15 protein-coding genes are annotated in these 16,676 nt (G+C 63.7%); 11 read left to right on the top strand and 4 right to left on the bottom strand.

The features are described from left to right. Window positions 1–10: 10 nt before the first annotated feature. The 3 genes from AB4O36_RS08320 to AB4O36_RS08310 form a co-directional block, all read right to left on the bottom strand. On the bottom strand, window positions 11–169 hold the full coding sequence (locus AB4O36_RS08320; protein ID WP_460141450.1) for a hypothetical protein: 159 nt from the start codon (window positions 167–169) through the stop codon (window positions 11–13). Window positions 170–395: 226 nt separating this feature from the next. Further along, a complete protein-coding gene (locus AB4O36_RS08315; RefSeq protein WP_460123440.1) occupies window positions 396–1,697 on the bottom strand; it encodes an ATP-binding protein in 1,302 nt (433 codons plus the stop codon). A 4-nt stretch (window positions 1,698–1,701) separates the two neighbouring features. After that, window positions 1,702–2,403: a response regulator gene (locus tag AB4O36_RS08310; protein WP_460123438.1), complete on the bottom strand. Its 702-nt coding sequence runs from the start codon at window positions 2,401–2,403 to the stop codon at window positions 1,702–1,704. A 293-nt stretch (window positions 2,404–2,696) separates the two neighbouring features. On the opposite strand from AB4O36_RS08310, the gene AB4O36_RS08305 reads away from it, so the two are divergent. The 10 genes from AB4O36_RS08305 (at window position 2,697) to AB4O36_RS08260 (ending at window position 14,752) form a co-directional block, all read left to right on the top strand. Further along, the gene (locus AB4O36_RS08305) at window positions 2,697–3,854 is read left to right on the top strand and encodes an efflux RND transporter periplasmic adaptor subunit (protein WP_460141449.1); all 1,158 of its coding nucleotides are present in this window, start codon (window positions 2,697–2,699) and stop codon (window positions 3,852–3,854) included. 15 nt (window positions 3,855–3,869) lie between these two features. Then, a complete protein-coding gene (locus tag AB4O36_RS08300) occupies window positions 3,870–6,965 on the top strand; it encodes a multidrug efflux RND transporter permease subunit (protein WP_460123435.1) in 3,096 nt (1,031 codons plus the stop codon). A 174-nt stretch (window positions 6,966–7,139) separates the two neighbouring features. Continuing rightward, window positions 7,140–7,781, top strand: coding sequence for a DUF1345 domain-containing protein (locus AB4O36_RS08295; protein WP_460123433.1), 642 nt, complete (start codon window positions 7,140–7,142; stop codon window positions 7,779–7,781). Window positions 7,782–7,858: 77 nt separating this feature from the next. Then, window positions 7,859–8,698 (top strand): AraC family ligand binding domain-containing protein, encoded by an 840-nt coding sequence (locus AB4O36_RS08290; protein ID WP_460123430.1) that lies wholly within the window; start codon window positions 7,859–7,861, stop codon window positions 8,696–8,698. Window positions 8,699–8,749: 51 nt separating this feature from the next. Further along, on the top strand, window positions 8,750–9,358 hold the full coding sequence (locus AB4O36_RS08285) for a LysE family translocator (RefSeq protein WP_460123427.1): 609 nt from the start codon (window positions 8,750–8,752) through the stop codon (window positions 9,356–9,358). A gap of 140 nt (window positions 9,359–9,498) precedes the next feature. Then, entirely contained in the window at window positions 9,499–10,524 is a 1,026-nt protein-coding gene (locus AB4O36_RS08280) for a LacI family DNA-binding transcriptional regulator (RefSeq protein ID WP_460123425.1), read from the top strand. Window positions 10,525–10,605: 81 nt separating this feature from the next. Next, on the top strand, window positions 10,606–11,388 hold the full coding sequence (locus AB4O36_RS08275; protein WP_460123422.1) for a sugar phosphate isomerase/epimerase family protein: 783 nt from the start codon (window positions 10,606–10,608) through the stop codon (window positions 11,386–11,388). Continuing rightward, window positions 11,381–12,388 carry a sugar kinase gene (locus AB4O36_RS08270; protein ID WP_460123419.1) on the top strand — a complete coding sequence of 336 codons (1,008 nt, stop codon included), beginning with the start codon at window positions 11,381–11,383 and terminating at the stop codon, window positions 12,386–12,388. Before AB4O36_RS08275 ends, AB4O36_RS08270 begins: the two co-directional genes overlap by 8 nt. Before the next feature lie 74 nt (window positions 12,389–12,462). Continuing rightward, on the top strand, window positions 12,463–13,755 hold the full coding sequence (locus AB4O36_RS08265; RefSeq protein WP_460141448.1) for an MFS transporter: 1,293 nt from the start codon (window positions 12,463–12,465) through the stop codon (window positions 13,753–13,755). 19 nt (window positions 13,756–13,774) lie between these two features. After that, entirely contained in the window at window positions 13,775–14,752 is a 978-nt protein-coding gene (locus AB4O36_RS08260) for a 2-hydroxyacid dehydrogenase (protein ID WP_460123413.1), read from the top strand. A gap of 122 nt (window positions 14,753–14,874) precedes the next feature. Here AB4O36_RS08260 and AB4O36_RS08255 read toward each other — a convergent pair whose 3' ends face one another. Then, window positions 14,875–16,062 carry a pyridoxal phosphate-dependent aminotransferase gene (locus tag AB4O36_RS08255; protein WP_460141447.1) on the bottom strand — a complete coding sequence of 396 codons (1,188 nt, stop codon included), beginning with the start codon at window positions 16,060–16,062 and terminating at the stop codon, window positions 14,875–14,877. A gap of 328 nt (window positions 16,063–16,390) precedes the next feature. On the opposite strand from AB4O36_RS08255, the gene AB4O36_RS08250 reads away from it, so the two are divergent. Further along, entirely contained in the window at window positions 16,391–16,675 is a 285-nt protein-coding gene (locus AB4O36_RS08250; protein ID WP_460123408.1) for a helix-turn-helix transcriptional regulator, read from the top strand. Window position 16,676 lies beyond the last annotated feature (1 nt).

The raw sequence follows: 16,676 nt of genomic DNA, 5'->3' as shown, positions 1-16,676 counted from the left end.
GCGCCGGTTTTCAGCCGGTGTTGCCATCGTCACTGAACTTGCGCAAGTCCAGGGCCCTGGGGAACTCGCCCGCCCCGTCTTCCATCAGGACCGTGTAACTGACCCGGTCGCCGACGAGGAAATAGTCCTCACCCTGCGCGGTAATGTTGTGCCCGATGCGTACAGCCATCCTGGGGTAGCCGTCCCTGGACATGACGATGGCGAACTGCGTCGACAGGTCATCTACCCTGACATGCCGGATCGCACTGATCGTGCCTTCGGCGTGTCGTTTTATTATCAGTGCTCCTATTTCCACCCTCCTGCCGTACGCAGCTGTGCAAGCCCGACGGCGAAGGGTCATGAAACGCCTAAAAGGTCCTTGTGGCTACTGTCAGGTTTGACAGGTCAGGGAACAATCAGACAGGCGCCGGCAACCACAGGCGGAACCGTGCGCCACCTAACGGCGACGCTTCGACCGTCAAGGTGCCACCCTGCACTTCCAGTGCCCGACGGCTGATCGCAAGCCCAAGTCCAAAGCCGCCCGTCGCCCGGTCACGACTGCGGTCCAGGCGATAGAACGGTTCGAAGATGCGCTCGCGATCATCGTCCGGAATGCCGATGCCGTCATCGTCGACCCAGATTTCACAGCCTTTGGGACACACCTGCACGCCGACCTTGATGTGCTTCTCGCAATAACGCATGGCATTGCGCAGCAGGTTCTGAATCGCCCGAGCGGTCAGGCGCGGGTCGAGAAGGAAGCGTTCGAGCTGCCCGTGCAGCATCACGTCGATGACGATTTGTGGCGATTCCAGCTCCTCGTCGATGCTGCCCAGAATACTGTCGATGAACTCGTCCAGCGCCACCTCGACCCGTTCCAGCAGGCGCACAGGGTTTTGCAGCCGGCTGTAGGACAGCAATTCCAGCACCAGCTCATCCAGCTCGCGGATGTGCGCAATCAAGCCTTGCAAGCGCTCGCGACTGGCGGCTGGCAAGTCGTCGGACAGTGCCAGCGCCAGGCCGAAATCCAGGCGCGTCAAAGGCGTGCGTAATTCGTGGGACACCGCGTTCAACAAATCGCGCTGCTGATTGAGCAAGCTCTCGATGTCGCCGGCCATGGTGTCGAAAACGTTCGCCAGACTGCCGATGTTGGACCTGGCGGCGATCTGCGTGCGCTCGCTCAAGTGGCCTTTGCCGAAGCGCTCCGCCGTTGCCTTGAGGCGTTCAAGGTCATGCCAGTGCGCGCGCAACCACACCAGCAGGCACGCGAGCATGGTCGCGCCGATCAGGACGTTGATGCTCCAGTACAACAGGCTGACGTCCATCGGATCCGGCGGCACGACCATTTGCACCACGCGGTGCGCATTGAGCGGCGCCACCGCCAGCGTGCGCCACCCCCAGTCGCCGACCCGCACCACGTTTTCGCCACGCTGCAAACGCTTCTGCTCGGCCTGGGTCAGGCTGTCGTCGTCGATGGAACTGAGGACGATGTGCAGCGGTTCGAACTGCTTGTCCATCTCCGCCGCCAGCGCCGGCCATTCGGACTCGGGCACGCTCTTGAACTGCCTGACCATCAGCGATTGCAGGCCACGGGAGTAATCGAGGTTGTAGGTGAGAAAGCGTTCCTGGAACACCTTGACCACCACGTCCGGCACCAGATAAATCGCGGCGCTATAGGACACGATTGTCACCAGGTACAAGCGGAAGAGGATTCTGAACATCGTGTCAGCATTCCCACTCGGAACGGCTGAACAGGTAACCCTTGCCCCACACCGTCTTGATCTTGCGCGCCTCGCCGGCGTGGTCGTCGAACTTTCGCCGCAGCTTGGAGATCGCCACGTCCACCGAGCGGTCGGTGCCGTTGAATTCGATGCCGCGCAGGCGTTGCAGGATCTGGTCACGGCTGAGCACTTCGCCGGCATGACGCGCCAGCACCACCAGCAGGTTGTATTCGCCGCTGGACAATTCCACCAGATGCCCGCGCCAGCTCACGGTGCGTTCGGACAGGTCGATGCACAGGTTGCCCATGAGGATGCGGTCGTTGGCGGTCTGCGGTTCACTGAGGCTGCTGCGGCGCAGCAAGGTGCGCACGCGGGCCAGCAACACGCGGGGCTCGCAGGGTTTGGTGACGTAGTCATCGGCGCCCATTTCCAGGCCCAGCACCTGGTCGTGACTGTCGTCGCGAGCGGTGAGCATCAGGATCGGCAGCGTCGCCGAATCGGCGCGCAGCAAGCGGCAGACCTGCAAGCCGTCGAGCCCCGGCAGCATCAGGTCGAGGATCACCAGGTCCGGCGGATCGACGCGCGCCCGCTCGCGCACGTGGTCGCCGCGGCTGATGACGCTGACGCAGTAGCCGTTGCGTTCCAGGTAGCTGGCAATCAGTTCGGAGAGCGCGCTGTCGTCTTCGACCAGGAGAATGTTGGGCATGGGGTGTTTCCAAAGGGGTGCGGGGGTGCCGGGTAAATCGCTATCGCAGGCAAGCCCGCTCCCACAGGTTCGGTGGTGTTCATGTGATTTGTGAACAACACAAAACTCTGTAGGAGCGGGCTTGCCCGCGATGGGGCCAGCCCAGGCACAATCAATTCCAAGCCGTAAAGGATATACGCCCTCACTCGTCCCTGACTAAAACCCTTACACAATTTCACACAGCACCTACAAAGCTTCACCGCTACCCTCGCCAGCTCCCCGTAGGATGCGGGGCTCATTATTGGGGTATTTACATGTCCAAGAACCTGCTTGCCAGGCTGAGCCTGCTGGCCCTGGCGTTGACGCTCAGTGCGTGCGACCGGGCCTCGACCGCCGAGGCAGAGGCGCCACTGGCCAGCGTGCGCATCGAAACCCTCGAAGCCCGGCCACTGTCGATCACCAGCGAACTGAGTGGGCGAATTGCCGCGCCACGCATCGCCGAAGTCCGCGCCCGGGTGGCCGGCGTGGTGTTGCAGCGCGTGTTCCGCGAAGGCAGCGATGTGAAGAAGGGCGACGTGCTGTTTCGCATCGACCCGGCGCCGTTCAAGGCCGATCTGGACAGCGCCGAAGCCGAGCTGCGCAAGGCCGAGGCCAACGCCTTCCAGGCGCGCCTGCAAGAGCAACGCTACGCCCAGTTGATCGAAGACAAGGCCATCAGCGGCCAGGAGTACGACAACGCCCGCGCGGCCGCACGACAAACCGCTGCCGAAGTCGCCGCCAACAAGGCAGCGGTTGAGCGGGCCAAACTCAACCTTGGCTACGCCACCGTCACCGCACCGATTTCCGGGCGCATCGGCCGGGCGCTGGTCACCGAAGGCGCACTGGTGGGGCAGAACGAAACCACGCCACTGGCCCTGATCCAGCAACTGAACCCCATCCATGCCGACCTCACTCAATCGACCCGCGAACTCAACGACCTGCGCCGGGCCTTTCGCTCCGGGCAACTGAAGGAAGTCGGCCAGGGCGAGGCCCGGGCCACGCTGATCCAGGATGACGGCAGTGCGTACCCATTGCCCGGCAAGTTGCTGTTCACCGACATCACCGTCGACCCGGGCACCGGCCAGATCATCCTGCGCAGCGAATTCCCCAACCCGGACCTCGACCTGCTGCCGGGCAGTTTCGTTCGCGTGCGCCTGGAGCAAGCCGTCAACCAGCAGGGCATCAGCGTGCCGCAACGCGCCATCCAGCGTGACAGCGCCGGGATCGCCCAGGTGTTGCTGCTCGATGCCGAACAACGGATTGGCCAGCAACCGATCGAACTCGGCGCCGTGCAGAACGATCGCTGGATCGTCACCGCCGGCCTCAAGCCGGGCGACCGTATCGTCGTCGAAGGGCTGCAACACGCCAAGCCTGGCGACAAGGTGCAGATCGACGACTCCCCTCTTCCACTTGCCCAGGTCACTGGCCAGTAAGCAGGACGCTTTTGTATGCCGCAGTTCTTTATCGATCGCCCGGTGTTCGCCTGGGTGGTTGCCCTGTTCATCCTGCTGGCCGGCGCCCTGGCCATTCCGCAATTGCCCGTGGCGCAGTACCCCGATGTCGCACCGCCACAGGTCGAAATCTACGCCGTGTACCCGGGTGCCTCCGCACAGACCGTGGACGAAAGCGTGGTCAGCCTGATCGAGGAAGAGCTCAACGGCGCTGACCACCTGCTGTATTTCGAGTCCCAGAGCAGCCTCGGCAGCGCCACGATCAAGGCGACGTTCCAGCCCGGCACCCACCCGGAACTGGCTCAGGTCGATGTGCAAAATCGCCTGAAAGTGGTCGAGTCGCGCCTGCCCCAAGCGGTCAACCAGCAAGGCTTGCAGGTGGAAAAAGTGTCCGCCGGCTTCCTGCTGCTGATCACCCTCACCTCCACCGACGGCAAGCTCGACGACGTGGCGCTCAGCGACTACCTGGCGCGCAACGTGATGAACGAAATCAAGCGCCTGGACGGTGTGGGTAAAGCGCAGCTCTATGGTTCCGAACGGGCCATGCGCATCTGGATCGACCCGCAGAAACTGATCGGTTTCAACCTGACGCCTTCGGACGTCAACACCGCCATCGTCGCGCAGAACGCCCAGGTCTCGGCCGGCAGCATCGGCGACCTGCCGACCCGCACCACCCAGGAGATCACCGCGACCATCCTGGTCAAGGGCCAACTGTCCACCCCGGAAGAATTCGCTGACATCGTGCTCAAGGCCAATCCCGACGGCTCCACGGTGCGCATCGGCGACGTTGCACGGGTGGAGATCGGCAGCCAGGATTATCAGTTCGGCACCCGCCTGAACGGCAAGCCCTCCACCGCCGTCGGCGTGCAGTTATCACCCGGCGCCAACGCCCTGAGCACCGCGACCCTCGTACGGGCGAAGATGGACGAGCTGTCGCGTTACTTCCCGGCCAACGTCGAATACAAGATTCCGTACGACACCTCGCCTTTCGTCAAGGTTTCGATCACCAAGGTGGTGTACACCCTGCTCGAAGCAATGGTGCTGGTGTTCGCCGTGATGTTCCTGTTCCTGCAGAACATCCGCTACACGCTGATCCCGACACTTGTGGTGCCGGTGGCGTTGATGGGCACCTTTGCCACCATGCTGGCGCTGGGGTACTCGATCAACGTGCTGACCATGTTCGGGATGGTGCTGGCCATCGGCATCCTGGTGGACGACGCCATTGTCGTGGTGGAGAACGTCGAGCGGATCATGGTCAGCGAAGGCCTGTCGCCCAAGGACGCCACGCGCAAGGCGATGCAGCAGATCACCGGCGCAATCATCGGCATCACCCTGGTCTTGGTGGCGGTGTTCATTCCGATGGCGTTCATGCAGGGTTCGGTCGGGGTGATTTACCGCCAGTTCTCGTTGTCCATGGCCACCTCGATCCTGTTCTCGGCGTTCCTGGCCCTGACCCTGACACCGGCGCTGTGCGCAACTTTGCTCAAGCCGATTGCCAAGGGCGAGCATCACGCCAAGGGCGGGTTCTTCGGTTGGTTCAACCGTCGCTTCGAGCAACTGACCGAGCGTTATCAGGGCTGGGTCGGTCATGCGCTGAAACGCAGCGGCCGTTACCTGTTGATCTACGCGGTGCTGCTGGTGGGCCTGGGCCTGTGTTTCAGTCGCCTGCCCTCGTCCTTCCTGCCAACCGAAGACCAGGGCTACACCATCACCGACATCCAACTGCCACCCGGCGCCAGCCAGAACCGCACGGTGCAGGTGGTGGAGCAGATCGAGGCGCACAACGCCGGCGAACCCGGCGTCGGTGACAGCACGGTGATCCTGGGCTTCAGCTTTTCCGGCAGCGGACAGAATGCCGCGCTGGCCTTTACCACGCTCAAGGACTGGTCGGAACGCGGCCGCGACGATGCCGCCAGTTCGATTGCCGACCGCGCCAACATCGCACTGAGCGGGATCAAGGACGCCATGGCGTTCGCCGTCCTGCCGCCTCCGGTGGACGGCCTGGGCACCTCCAGCGGCTTCGAGTTCCGCCTGCAGGACCGTGGCGGCCTCGGCTATGCGACGTTGATGCAGGCGCGCACTGAGTTGCTGGCCGCCGCCGAGAAAAGCCCGGTCCTGATGAATGTGCGCGAAAGCGCCCTGGCCGAAGCGCCGCAGGTGCAGTTGATCGTCGACCGCAAGCAAGCCAATGCCCTGGGCGTGTCCTTTGCCGATGTCGGCAACGTGCTGTCCACGGCCGTCGGCTCGGCCTACATCAACGACTTCCCCAACCTGGGGCGGATGCAGCGGGTGGTGGTCCAGGCCGAGGGCGATCAACGCAGCCAGGTGGATGACCTGCTGAAAATGCATGTGCGCAACACCGAGGGCAAAATGGTCCCGCTGGCGTCCTTTGTCCAGGCCAGATGGACCCAGGGTCCGGCGCAACTGACCCGCTATAACGGCTACCCGGCCATTGCCATTTCCGGTGAACCCAAACCGGGGCACAGCACCGGTGAAGCCATGGCGGAGATCGAGCGGCTGGTCGCACTGGGGCCGACGGGGCTCGGTCAGGAATGGACCGGGCTGTCGTTGCAGGAACGGTTGTCCGGCAGCCAGGCACCGATCCTGCTCGGGTTGTCGCTGCTGATCGTATTTCTCTGCCTGGCGGCCTTGTACGAGAGCTGGTCGATTCCGACCTCGGTGCTACTGGTGGTGCCGCTCGGCGTCCTCGGCGCGGTACTGGCGGTGACCTTGCGCGGCATGCCCAACGATGTGTTCTTCAAGGTCGGGCTGATCACCATCATCGGCCTGTCGGCGAAGAACGCGATCCTGATCATCGAGTTCGCCAAGAGCCTGTACGACGATGGCCATGACCTGATCGACGCGACCCTGCAAGCGGCCCGCCTGCGCCTGCGCCCCATCGTCATGACTTCGCTGGCGTTCATCCTCGGTGTGGTGCCACTGGCCATCGCCACCGGTGCCAGCTCGGCCAGCCAGCAGGCCATCGGGACCGGGGTGATCGGCGGCATGATCACCGCGACCCTGGCGGTGGTGTTCGTGCCGGTGTTTTTTGTGGTGGTGATGAAGCTGGTGCGGGGTCGTAAACAAAGCTAGCCCAGAGCCTCAATGACCTGTGGGAGCGGGCTTGCCCGCGATGAGGCCGGCACATCCAGCATCAATGGCGACCGGTCCGCCGCCATCGCGGGCAAGCCCGCTCCCACAGAGAGCAGAGCACCTCATTCATCTGGGGTGCTAAGGTATCCACACCTCCCCCACCCCCGAGCCTCCATGCCCTTCCTCGCCCGCACCCACCCTCGCCTGTCCGCCGCTGCCACCTTCGCCGTGGCAGTGGGCATTCTGGCGCCGGTCGATTCGATCATCAGCAAAGTCCTCATTGGCTGGAACGCCGGGGTCTGGACCTATCTGGTCTTGATGTTCTGGCTCGCTACTCGCGCCAGGGCACCGGACGTCAAGCGCATCGCCGAGGTCGAAGACGAGAACGCCGGGCTGGTGCTGTTGCTGGTGTGCATCGCCGCCATCGCCAGCCTGGCCACCATCGCCTTCGAACTGGCCGGCAGCAAGGAGCTGGCCACCGCCCCAAGGCTGCTGCATTATGGTTTTACCGCGCTGACGGTCATCGGTTCATGGCTGCTGATCGGCGTGATCTTCAGCGTGCATTACGCCCGCCTGTTTTACACCTGCACCGGCAAAGGCCCCGCCCTGCGTTTCGCCGAGGGCCTGACCACCCCCAACTACTGGGACTTCCTGTACTTCTCGTTCACCATCAGCGTAGCGGTACAGACCTCCGATGTCGGCGTGGCCACGCGCGAGTTGCGCAAGATCGTGCTGGCGCAGTCGCTGATCGGCTTTCTGTTCAATACGGCGATACTGGGGTTTTCGATCAACATCGCTGCCGGACTGTTCAACTGAACCGCTGCACAAACGTTCTAGGTATCGCGCGCGCCGCTACGGTTAAATAACCCGGCCATCCGCCCCACAGGTGCAGCATGACGACTCACAACTGGATCGACCTGGCCCAGGATGCCGACACCGGTATCGAGACGCTGCGCGCGCATTTCGAGGGGCACGCCTACGATCCGCATTGGCACGACAGCTACCTGGTGGGCGTGACCGAGCAAGGGGTGCAGCAGTTCAATTGTCGAAGGGCCAGGCACCAGAGCACGCCTGGCAAGGTGTTCATGCTCGAACCCGGTGACATCCACGACGGCGAGGCGCCAACGGAAGATGGTTTCACCTACCGCATGCTTTACCTCGATCCGCAGTGGCTGACCCGCGAGATCAGTACGCTGTTCGACAAGGCCCCGGACCACGGCGAGCTGGGTTTCGCCCACACGCTGACCACCGATGCGACGCTGGCCCGGGCCACTGCGCTGGCCTTTGAAACCCTGCACCATGGCGAACTCAAGATCGTGCGCCAGACGGCCCTCGATGGCTTGCTCGAACGCCTCACCACGCACCTGCACTGGCGGGCCCGTTATGGCGACGACCCGCGCCTGCCGCAGGTGGCACACAAGGCCCGGGAGTATCTGCACGCCCATGCCCACGAAGACATCGGCCTCGACCAACTGGCCCTCGCCACCGGTGTCGATCGCTTTCGCCTGACCCGCGCGTTCAAGGCCGCCTTTGGCATCGCCCCCCACGCCTACCTGGTGCAACTGCGCCTGGCCAGCGCCCGGCGCATGTTGGCCCGTGGCGAGCAACCGGCGACGGTGGCGATGACGCTGGGCTTTGCCGACCAGAGCCACCTGGGTCGCTGGTTCGTGCGCGCCTATGGCCTGACTCCGGCGCTGTACCGCAAGCGCTGCTCAAATCTTCCAGACAACTGAACCGTGGGCTTGTGAAGATCGGGTTCATGATCTTCACCGGAGTTGCCCGCGATGTTCGCTTCCTTTCCGACGTTCCTGCCTTTCCTGTTGTTCGCCTTCGTGGCCTCGATCACTCCGGGTCCCACCAACATTCTGGTGCTGAGCAACAGCGCGCGTTATGGTCTGGGCGCAGCACTGCCGATCATCCTGGGTGCCTGCGCCAGTGCCGCGACCATCGTGCTGCTGGTCGGCACCGGCGCTGGTTCGACATTGACCGCCCTGCCGGGGGTGCAAACCGCCATGCAATGGGTCGGCGTGGCCTGGTTGAGCTACCTGGCCTGGCAGATCTTCAATGCTCCCGCGCAGGCGCTGGATGCCCAGGACCCCAAGGGCCGGCTGGGGCTGGTCGGCGCGGCGAGCCTGCAACTGATCAATCCGAAAACCTGGATGATGGCGTTGGCGGTGGTCAGCGTGTTTGCCGGTGCGGGGGATGAACGCCTGAGCCATGTGCTGGTGCTGTCGCTGGCGTTTTTCCTCATTTCCCTCCCCTGCCTCGGGGTCTGGGCGCTGCTGGGGGCGGGATCGGTGCGCTGGTTGCGGTCGCCCGGCGCGGTGCAACGCTTCAACCGCTGCATGGCCTTGTTGCTGCTGGGGTCGGCCTGGCTGAGCGTGTTGGCGTGAGCCCCGCTCGTCGATCCTTGTCAGACAATTTTCCTCTCGGGGTTGACGACTCATCCGATTCTGGCGTTTTATGAAACCGGTTTCAGTGCAACCTCACACCGCACTGAAACCCTATAAATCCAATAACAAGGTTTCAGCCCGTGAACGACTTTTCCGCCGCCCAACGCAGCCGCGTCACCATGCTCGACGTCGCCGAACACGCCAAGGTGTCCAAGGCCAGCGTCTCGCGCTTCATCGGTGACGACCGTGCCCTGCTCTCCGAAGCCACGGCCCAGCGCATCGAGCAGGCGATTGCCGAACTCGGCTACCGGCCGAACCAGATGGCGCGCGGCCTGAAACGCGGGCGTACCCGCCTGATCGGCATGCTGGTGGCCGACATCCGCAACCCCTACTCGATTGCCGTGATGCATGGCGTGGAGACCGCTTGCCGCCAACATGGCTACAGCCTGGTGGTGTGCAACACCGACCGCGATGACGAACAGGAACGCCAGCACCTGGCGCTACTGCGCTCGTACAACATCGAAGGGCTGATCGTGAACACCCTCGGCCACCACCGCGACCAGTTGCACGAACTGCACCGGGAAATGCCCATGGTGCTGGTGGACCGCAAGGTCGAGCACCTGGACAGCGACCTGGTCGGGCTGGATAACCCCGCCGCGGTCGAACTCGCCCTCAGTCATCTTGAAGAACGCGGCTACCGCGATGTGCTGCTGGTGACCGAACCCTACGACGGCACCAGCTCGCGGATCGAGCGAGTCAGCAGTTTCAAGAGCGGCATCGCCAGGCGCACGGCGCTGCGTGGCACGTTGGTCGAGACCGGCAGCGACTTGACTGCCCAGCTGAAAAACTTCCTCGACAACCCCGGCCCCGGCCCGAAAGCGCTGTTTTGCGCCAACGGTGTGGCGGCGCTGGCCAGTACCCAGGCGCTGCGGGATTTGCAGTGCGACCTGTTTGCCGATGTTGGCCTGATTGCCCTCGATGACCTGGATTGGTATCCGCTGGTGGGCAGCGGGATTACGGCACTGGCGCAACCGACGGAACAGATTGGCGCGAGTGCGTTTGAGTGTCTGCTCAAGCGCTTGCGCGGGGATGTTGGGCCGGTAAAGACCCTGGATTTTTCGGCGCGGTTGATGGTTAGAGGGTCGACGCTGGGAAATTTGCGGTGAGGCCTGCTCGCGATAGGGCCCTCAAGACTCCACACCCTTTTTTTGAACAAAAATGAAACCGGTTTCAGAGGTACAAAAACAATGCACAAACCACCCGTTGCCATCAGCCTGTCCAGTTACGGCGCCGACCTCGTGCGTCAACGCGGCCAGGGCAGTTTCATCGAGATCCTCGCGGCTGCCGGTGCCAGCCGCATCGAGTGGCGCGAAGAGTTGCTGACCACCGAAGACCCGCAGCAACTGGCGACCGCCACCCAGGCAAACGGCCTGGAAAGCCTCTATTCCTCGCCCATGGAACTGTGGCTGGCCGGCCAGTCCAAACCCAACCCAGAACTGGTGACCGCCCTGCAACGCGCCCAGGCCTTTGGCGCCAAATGGCTGAAAGTGTCGCTGGGCTATTTCAACGACAACAACGACCTGTCCGCCCTCGCCCGCCTCCTGGCCACCTGCCCGGTGCAGTTGCTGGTGGAAAACGACCAGACCCTGCACGGCGGGCGCATCGAACCCTTCCAGCGTTTTTTCGCAGCGGTCGAGCAACACCAGGTGCCCGTGAAAATGACCTTCGACATCGGCAACTGGCACTGGCAGGACCAGTCCGCCAGCAGCGCCGCACGCCTGCTCGGGCGCGATGTCGGCTACGTGCACTGCAAGGCCGTTTCCCGCCGCGCCGACGGCAAGCTGGTGGCCATGCCGCCCGCCGCGAGCGACCTGCATCTGTGGGAACAACTGCTGCGGCACATGGCCCAAGGCGTGATGCGGGCCGTCGAATATCCGTTGCAAGGCGAAGACCTGGTGCAGCTCACCCGTGCTCACGTCACCGCCCTGAGCAGCCTGGGACAAACCCGCCTGGAGCACGCCCATGTCTGAGATCGATATCCTTTCGTTTGGCGAAACCATGGCCATGTTCGTCGCCGATCACAACGGTGACCTGGCCAGCGTCGATCATTTTCACAAACGCATCGCCGGGGCGGACAGCAACGTCGCCATCGGTCTGTCGCGATTGGGTTTCAAGGTGGCGTGGCTGAGCCGGGTTGGCCGGGATTCCCTCGGTCGGTTCGTGGTCGACACGTTGCAGAAGGAAGGCCTGGATTGCCGCCACGTCGCCGTCGACAGCGACCACCCGACCGGCTTCCAGCTCAAGTCGCGCACCGACGACGGCGACGATCCACGGGTCGAGTACTTCCGCCGTGGTTCGGCGGCCAGTTTTCTGGCACCGCAGTCGATCGTTGCCGAGTTGCTCGGCGCACGGCATCTGCACGCCACCGGCATTGTGCCGGCGCTGTCGGACAGTGCGCGGCAGATGTCGTTCGAACTGATGACGCGCATGCGCGAGGCCGGGCGCAGCGTCTCGTTCGACCCCAACCTGCGCCCCAGCCTGTGGGCCAGCGAACAACAGATGATCACCGAAATCAACCGCCTCGCCGCCCTCGCCCACTGGGTCTTGCCGGGGCTGAGCGAGGGTCGCCTGCTGACCGGTTTCGAGGACCCGGCCGACATCGCCGCGTTTTACCTCGACCAGGGCGCTGAAGCGGTGGCGATCAAGCTCGGGCCCCATGGTGCTTATTACCGCACGCAGATGGATCAGGGTTTTGTCGCCGGCGTGCCAGTACCCACCGTGGTCGACACCGTCGGCGCCGGCGATGGTTTTGCCGTCGGCATGATCAGCGCCCTCCTGGAAAACCACAGCTTCGCCGACGCCGTGAAGCGCGCCAACTGGATTGGCAGCCGGGCGGTGCAGAGTCGGGGGGATATGGAGGGGTTGCCCACTCGGCTGGAGATGACTGCTGAATTTGAGGCCGCCATCGCGGGCAAGCCCGCTCCTACAGGGCAACGCATTCCACGGTGGGAGCGGGCTTGCCCGCGATGAGGCCCGCCCGGTCACCGAAGATTTTAAAGCCGTTACCTGCTGCGACAAAAACAACAAGCTCAGGAGCACCACTGATGAAAACCGCTACCCTCGCCACCCGCCGCTGGTGGTACATCATGCCCATCGTGTTCATCACCTACAGCCTGGCGTACCTGGACCGCGCCAACTACGGCTTTGCCGCCGCCTCCGGCATGGCGGCCGACCTGATGATCACGCCTGGCCTGTCGTCGATGCTCGGCGCCCTGTTTTTCCTCGGCTACTTTTTCTTCCAGGTGCCGGGGGCGATCTACGCGCAGAAACACAGCGTGAAGAAACTGATCTTCGTCAGCCTGATCCTCTGGGGCAGCCTGGCCACCCTGACCGGCATCGTCTCCAACGCCTACTGGCTGATCGTCATCCGCTTCATGCTTGGCGTGGTCGAAGCAGCGGTGATGCCGGCGATGCTGATCTACCTGTGCCACTGGTTCACCCGGGCCGAGCGCTCGCGGGCCAACACCTTCCTGATCCTCGGCAACCCGGTGACCATGCTGTGGATGTCGGTGGTCTCGGGCTACCTGGTGCAGCATTACAGCTGGCGCTGGATGTTCATCATCGAAGGCCTGCCAGCGGTGCTCTGGGCATTCATCTGGTGGCGACTGGCCGATGATCGTCCGTCCCAGGCCAAATGGCTCAACGACCAGGAAAAGCACGACCTGGAGAGCGCCCTCGCGGCGGAACAAGTCGGCATCAAGGCCGTGAAGAACTACGCCGAGGCCTTCCGCTCGCCGAAAGTGATCCTCCTGGCCCTGCAATTTTTCTGCTGGAGCATCGGTGTCTACGGCTTCGTGCTGTGGCTGCCGTCGATCCTCAAGGCCGGCGCGCAGATGGACATGGTCGAGGCCGGCTGGCTGTCGGCGCTGCCATACCTGGCGGCGGTGATCGGCATGCTGCTGGTGTCCTGGGGCTCGGACAAACTGCAAAAACGCAAACGTTTCGTCTGGCCGCCGCTGCTGATTGCCTCGATTGCTTTCTACGGTTCCTACGCGCTGGGCGCCGAACATTTCTGGTGGTCCTACACCCTGCTGGTGATTGCCGGCGCGTGCATGTACGCCCCCTATGGGCCGTTCTTCGCGATCATCCCGGAAATCCTCCCGGCCAACGTCGCCGGTGGCGCCATGGCCCTGATCAACAGCATGGGCGCGCTGGGTTCATTTGGCGGCTCGTACCTGGTCGGCTACCTGAACAGCGCCACTGGCTCACCCGGCGCGTCGTACCTGTTGATGAGCGGCGCCTTGATGGTATCGGTGCTGCTGACCCTTGCCCTCAAGCCTGGCGCCAGCGACCGGGAGCGTCCCACGGTGACCTTGAGCCGCCCAGCCCACCCTTGATTTGAAAGAGACACCGACGATGAAAAAGCAGGTTGTGCTGTACAAGAAACTCTCGCCGATGCTGATGGCTCGCCTGCATGCGCAGACCGACGTCACCCTGATCGACAAGCTCGACGCCGACGGCCTGGCGCAACTGCGCGCCGCCCTGCCCCGTGCCCACGGGCTGCTCGGCGCCAGTCTGAAACTCGACGCCCAACTGCTCGACCTGGCGCCCCACCTGCAGGCCATCGCCAGCGTGTCGGTGGGCGTCGACAACTACGACATCGACTACCTGACCGAGCGGCGCATCCTGCTCAGCAATACGCCGGACGTGCTCACCGAAACCACCGCCGACACCGGCTTCGCCTTGATTCTGGCCAGCGCCCGGCGCGTGGTGGAACTGGCGGCCCTGGTGCGCAACGGCGGCTGGCAACGCAACATCGGCCCGGCGCAGTTCGGCAGCGATGTGCACGGCAAGACGCTGGGCATCATCGGCATGGGGCGCATTGGCGAGGCCGTCGCGCAACGCGGGCATTTCGGCTTTGGCATGCCGGTGATCTACCACAGCCACTCCCCCAAACCAGCAGTGGAACAGCGCTTCGATGCGCAATACCGCAGCCTGCCGCAGCTGTTGCAGGAGGCGGATTTTGTCTGCCTGACCCTGCCGTTGACCGCCGAGACCGAGGGGCTGATCGGTGCCGAGCAATTTGCGTTGATGCGCCCCCAGACCATCTTCATCAACATTTCCCGCGGCAAGGTGGTGGACGAAGCGGCGATGATCGAGGCGCTGCGTTCCGGGCAGATTCGTGCGGCAGGGCTGGACGTGTTCGAGCGCGAGCCGCTGGACCCGGACTCGCCGTTGTTGCAGTTGGACAATGTGGTGGCGACGCCGCACATCGGCTCGGCCACCCACGAGACCCGGGAGGCGATGGCGGCGTGTGCGGTGGACAACTTGCTGGCCGCGCTGGCGGAGGAGCGGCCGAGGAACCTGGTGAATGGGGGGGCTTGGCGGGGCTGATTGCTTGTGGTGATTGTGCGGGCCCCATCGCGGGCAAGCCCGCTCCCACAGTGGCCTGCGGCGTTCACAAGACCTGTAGGAGCGGGCTTGCCCGCGATGGGGCCCGCACACACCCTGAAACCTCAGGCCCGCCGCGCCTCCAGCATGTCGGCGGCACACAGCGCAATCCGCCGACAGGCATCGGCCAGTTGCGCCTGTCCCACCACCAGGCCCAGGCGGATATGCCCCGCCGCGCTCGGCCCGAAGGCCTCGCCAGCCAGCACCGACACGCCATAACCCTCCAGCAACCGCTCGGCGAAGTGCTGGGCGGTGAGCCCGGTTTGCCGCACATCCACCATCACGAACATGCCGCCGTCTGGGCGGACGGCCCGCAGCCCCGGGCAGGCATTGAGGTGGGCGCACACCAGGTCACGGCGCTGGCGATACTCTTCCCGCATCAGCGCCACTTCCGGCAAGTCTTCAATCAGCGCCCTTTGCGCCGCGTTCTGGATGAACTCGGGAATGCCGAACAGCATGCACAACGACAAATGCTCCAGATGATCGGCCAGGCGTTTGGGTCCGATCACCCACCCCACCCGCCAGCCGCTCATGGCGTGGGATTTGGACAGGCTGTTGATGGTCGCCGTGCGCTCGGCCATGCCCGGCAGGCTCGCCGGGCTGATGTGTTCGCCTTCATACAGCAAGTCGCTGTAGACCTCGTCACTGATCAGCCACAGGTCATGGCGCACGCACAGCGCGGCCAGCTCCTGCCAGACCAGCAACGGCAAACTGGCGCCGGAGGGGTTGTTGGGGCTGTTAAGCAACAGGGCACGGGTTCTGGGGGTGATCAGCGCCGCGACTTCGGTCGGATCGACCCGAAAGCCATTTTCCGGGCGCACCGCCACCGGCCGCACCGTCGCGCCAATCGCGCCGAACACCCCTTCGTAGGTCACGTACATGGGTTCGGCGACGATCACTTCGTCGCCAGGGTCCAGCAGACATTGCGCCACCGAATACACCGCACACTGGGCGCCGGGCATGACGACAACCTGTTCGGCACTGACCTCCTGGCCGCTGCGCAGGCGGTGACGACGGGCAATGGTGTTGCGCAACCCTTGAGTGCCACGCACCGGCGGGTAATGCGTATCGCCTGCCAGCAGGCTGTCGATGGCGGCGTGAACGATGGGCCCGGGCGTGTCGAAATCCGGGTCGCCAATCGACAGCAACAACACGTCCACGCCCTGCTCGCGCAACGCCAGCGCGCGATCATGGATCCGCCAGGCCGCCGCGCCGTCACCGGCAATACGTTGGGTCAGGGCTGAGTAGCGCATGGGGTCTCCTTGGGCGCGATTGCTCCTTGGCTCAACCCTATCTGAAATCTGTAAACCCGCCAGTGCGCCGCTGGAAATCGGCGAGCTGACGTAAAAAATCACGGGCGGTCATTTTTTTTCAAGGGCAAAAAACCGGGTTTTCAGCGACTTACACTCGAGGTCCAAGCCACCTGTAATTTGTGACAGGTTCCATCCATTTCCATTCGGGATATAAAGAAACCGAACCTGTCTGCACAGGATTCCGAAAAAGCGTCGCGCGTACCTGCCCTGCCGGGCGGGAGGCAGTTGCGTTGCTCGCAATCATGAAGAAAGTTGGGAGCCCTCCGCCATGTACCGTGTCCATTCAGACTCATACCCCTCAACACCTGCCCAGTCCTCCTATCACACCCGTGCGCCTGAAATGGCCACGGCGATCAACCTGACCAAGCGCGAGCGCGAAATGCTGCAATGGAGCGCGGCGGGCAAGTCGTCCTGGGAAATCGGCCGGATCTGCAACTGCAGCGAGGCCGGGGTGAACTATCACTTTTCCAATATCCGCCGCAAATTCGGCGTGAATTCCCGGGGTTGTGCGGTGGTCAAGGCGTTGGAGTTGGGGTTGATCGAGTTGCCTTGAG

It is taken from the genome of Pseudomonas sp. S2_E01 (genome assembly GCF_054668365.1).
This window is presented reverse-complemented; position numbering and strand designations above follow the sequence as displayed.

Excerpts from the sequence above, each read along its gene's own strand:
- AB4O36_RS08320 (WP_460141450.1), bottom strand. The coding sequence starts at position 169 with ATGGCTGTACGCATCGGGCACAACATTACCGCGCAGGGTGAGGACTAT.
- AB4O36_RS08315 (WP_460123440.1), bottom strand. The coding sequence starts at position 1,697 with ATGTTCAGAATCCTCTTCCGCTTGTACCTGGTGACAATCGTGTCCTAT.
- AB4O36_RS08310 (WP_460123438.1), bottom strand. The coding sequence starts at position 2,403 with ATGCCCAACATTCTCCTGGTCGAAGACGACAGCGCGCTCTCCGAACTG.
- AB4O36_RS08305 (WP_460141449.1), top strand. The coding sequence starts at position 2,697 with ATGTCCAAGAACCTGCTTGCCAGGCTGAGCCTGCTGGCCCTGGCGTTG.
- AB4O36_RS08300 (WP_460123435.1), top strand. The coding sequence starts at position 3,870 with ATGCCGCAGTTCTTTATCGATCGCCCGGTGTTCGCCTGGGTGGTTGCC.
- AB4O36_RS08295 (WP_460123433.1), top strand. The coding sequence starts at position 7,140 with ATGCCCTTCCTCGCCCGCACCCACCCTCGCCTGTCCGCCGCTGCCACC.
- AB4O36_RS08290 (WP_460123430.1), top strand. The coding sequence starts at position 7,859 with ATGACGACTCACAACTGGATCGACCTGGCCCAGGATGCCGACACCGGT.
- AB4O36_RS08285 (WP_460123427.1), top strand. The coding sequence starts at position 8,750 with ATGTTCGCTTCCTTTCCGACGTTCCTGCCTTTCCTGTTGTTCGCCTTC.
- AB4O36_RS08275 (WP_460123422.1), top strand. The coding sequence starts at position 10,606 with ATGCACAAACCACCCGTTGCCATCAGCCTGTCCAGTTACGGCGCCGAC.
- AB4O36_RS08270 (WP_460123419.1), top strand. The coding sequence starts at position 11,381 with ATGTCTGAGATCGATATCCTTTCGTTTGGCGAAACCATGGCCATGTTC.
- AB4O36_RS08265 (WP_460141448.1), top strand. The coding sequence starts at position 12,463 with ATGAAAACCGCTACCCTCGCCACCCGCCGCTGGTGGTACATCATGCCC.
- AB4O36_RS08260 (WP_460123413.1), top strand. The coding sequence starts at position 13,775 with ATGAAAAAGCAGGTTGTGCTGTACAAGAAACTCTCGCCGATGCTGATG.
- AB4O36_RS08255 (WP_460141447.1), bottom strand. The coding sequence starts at position 16,062 with ATGCGCTACTCAGCCCTGACCCAACGTATTGCCGGTGACGGCGCGGCG.
- AB4O36_RS08250 (WP_460123408.1), top strand. The coding sequence starts at position 16,391 with ATGTACCGTGTCCATTCAGACTCATACCCCTCAACACCTGCCCAGTCC.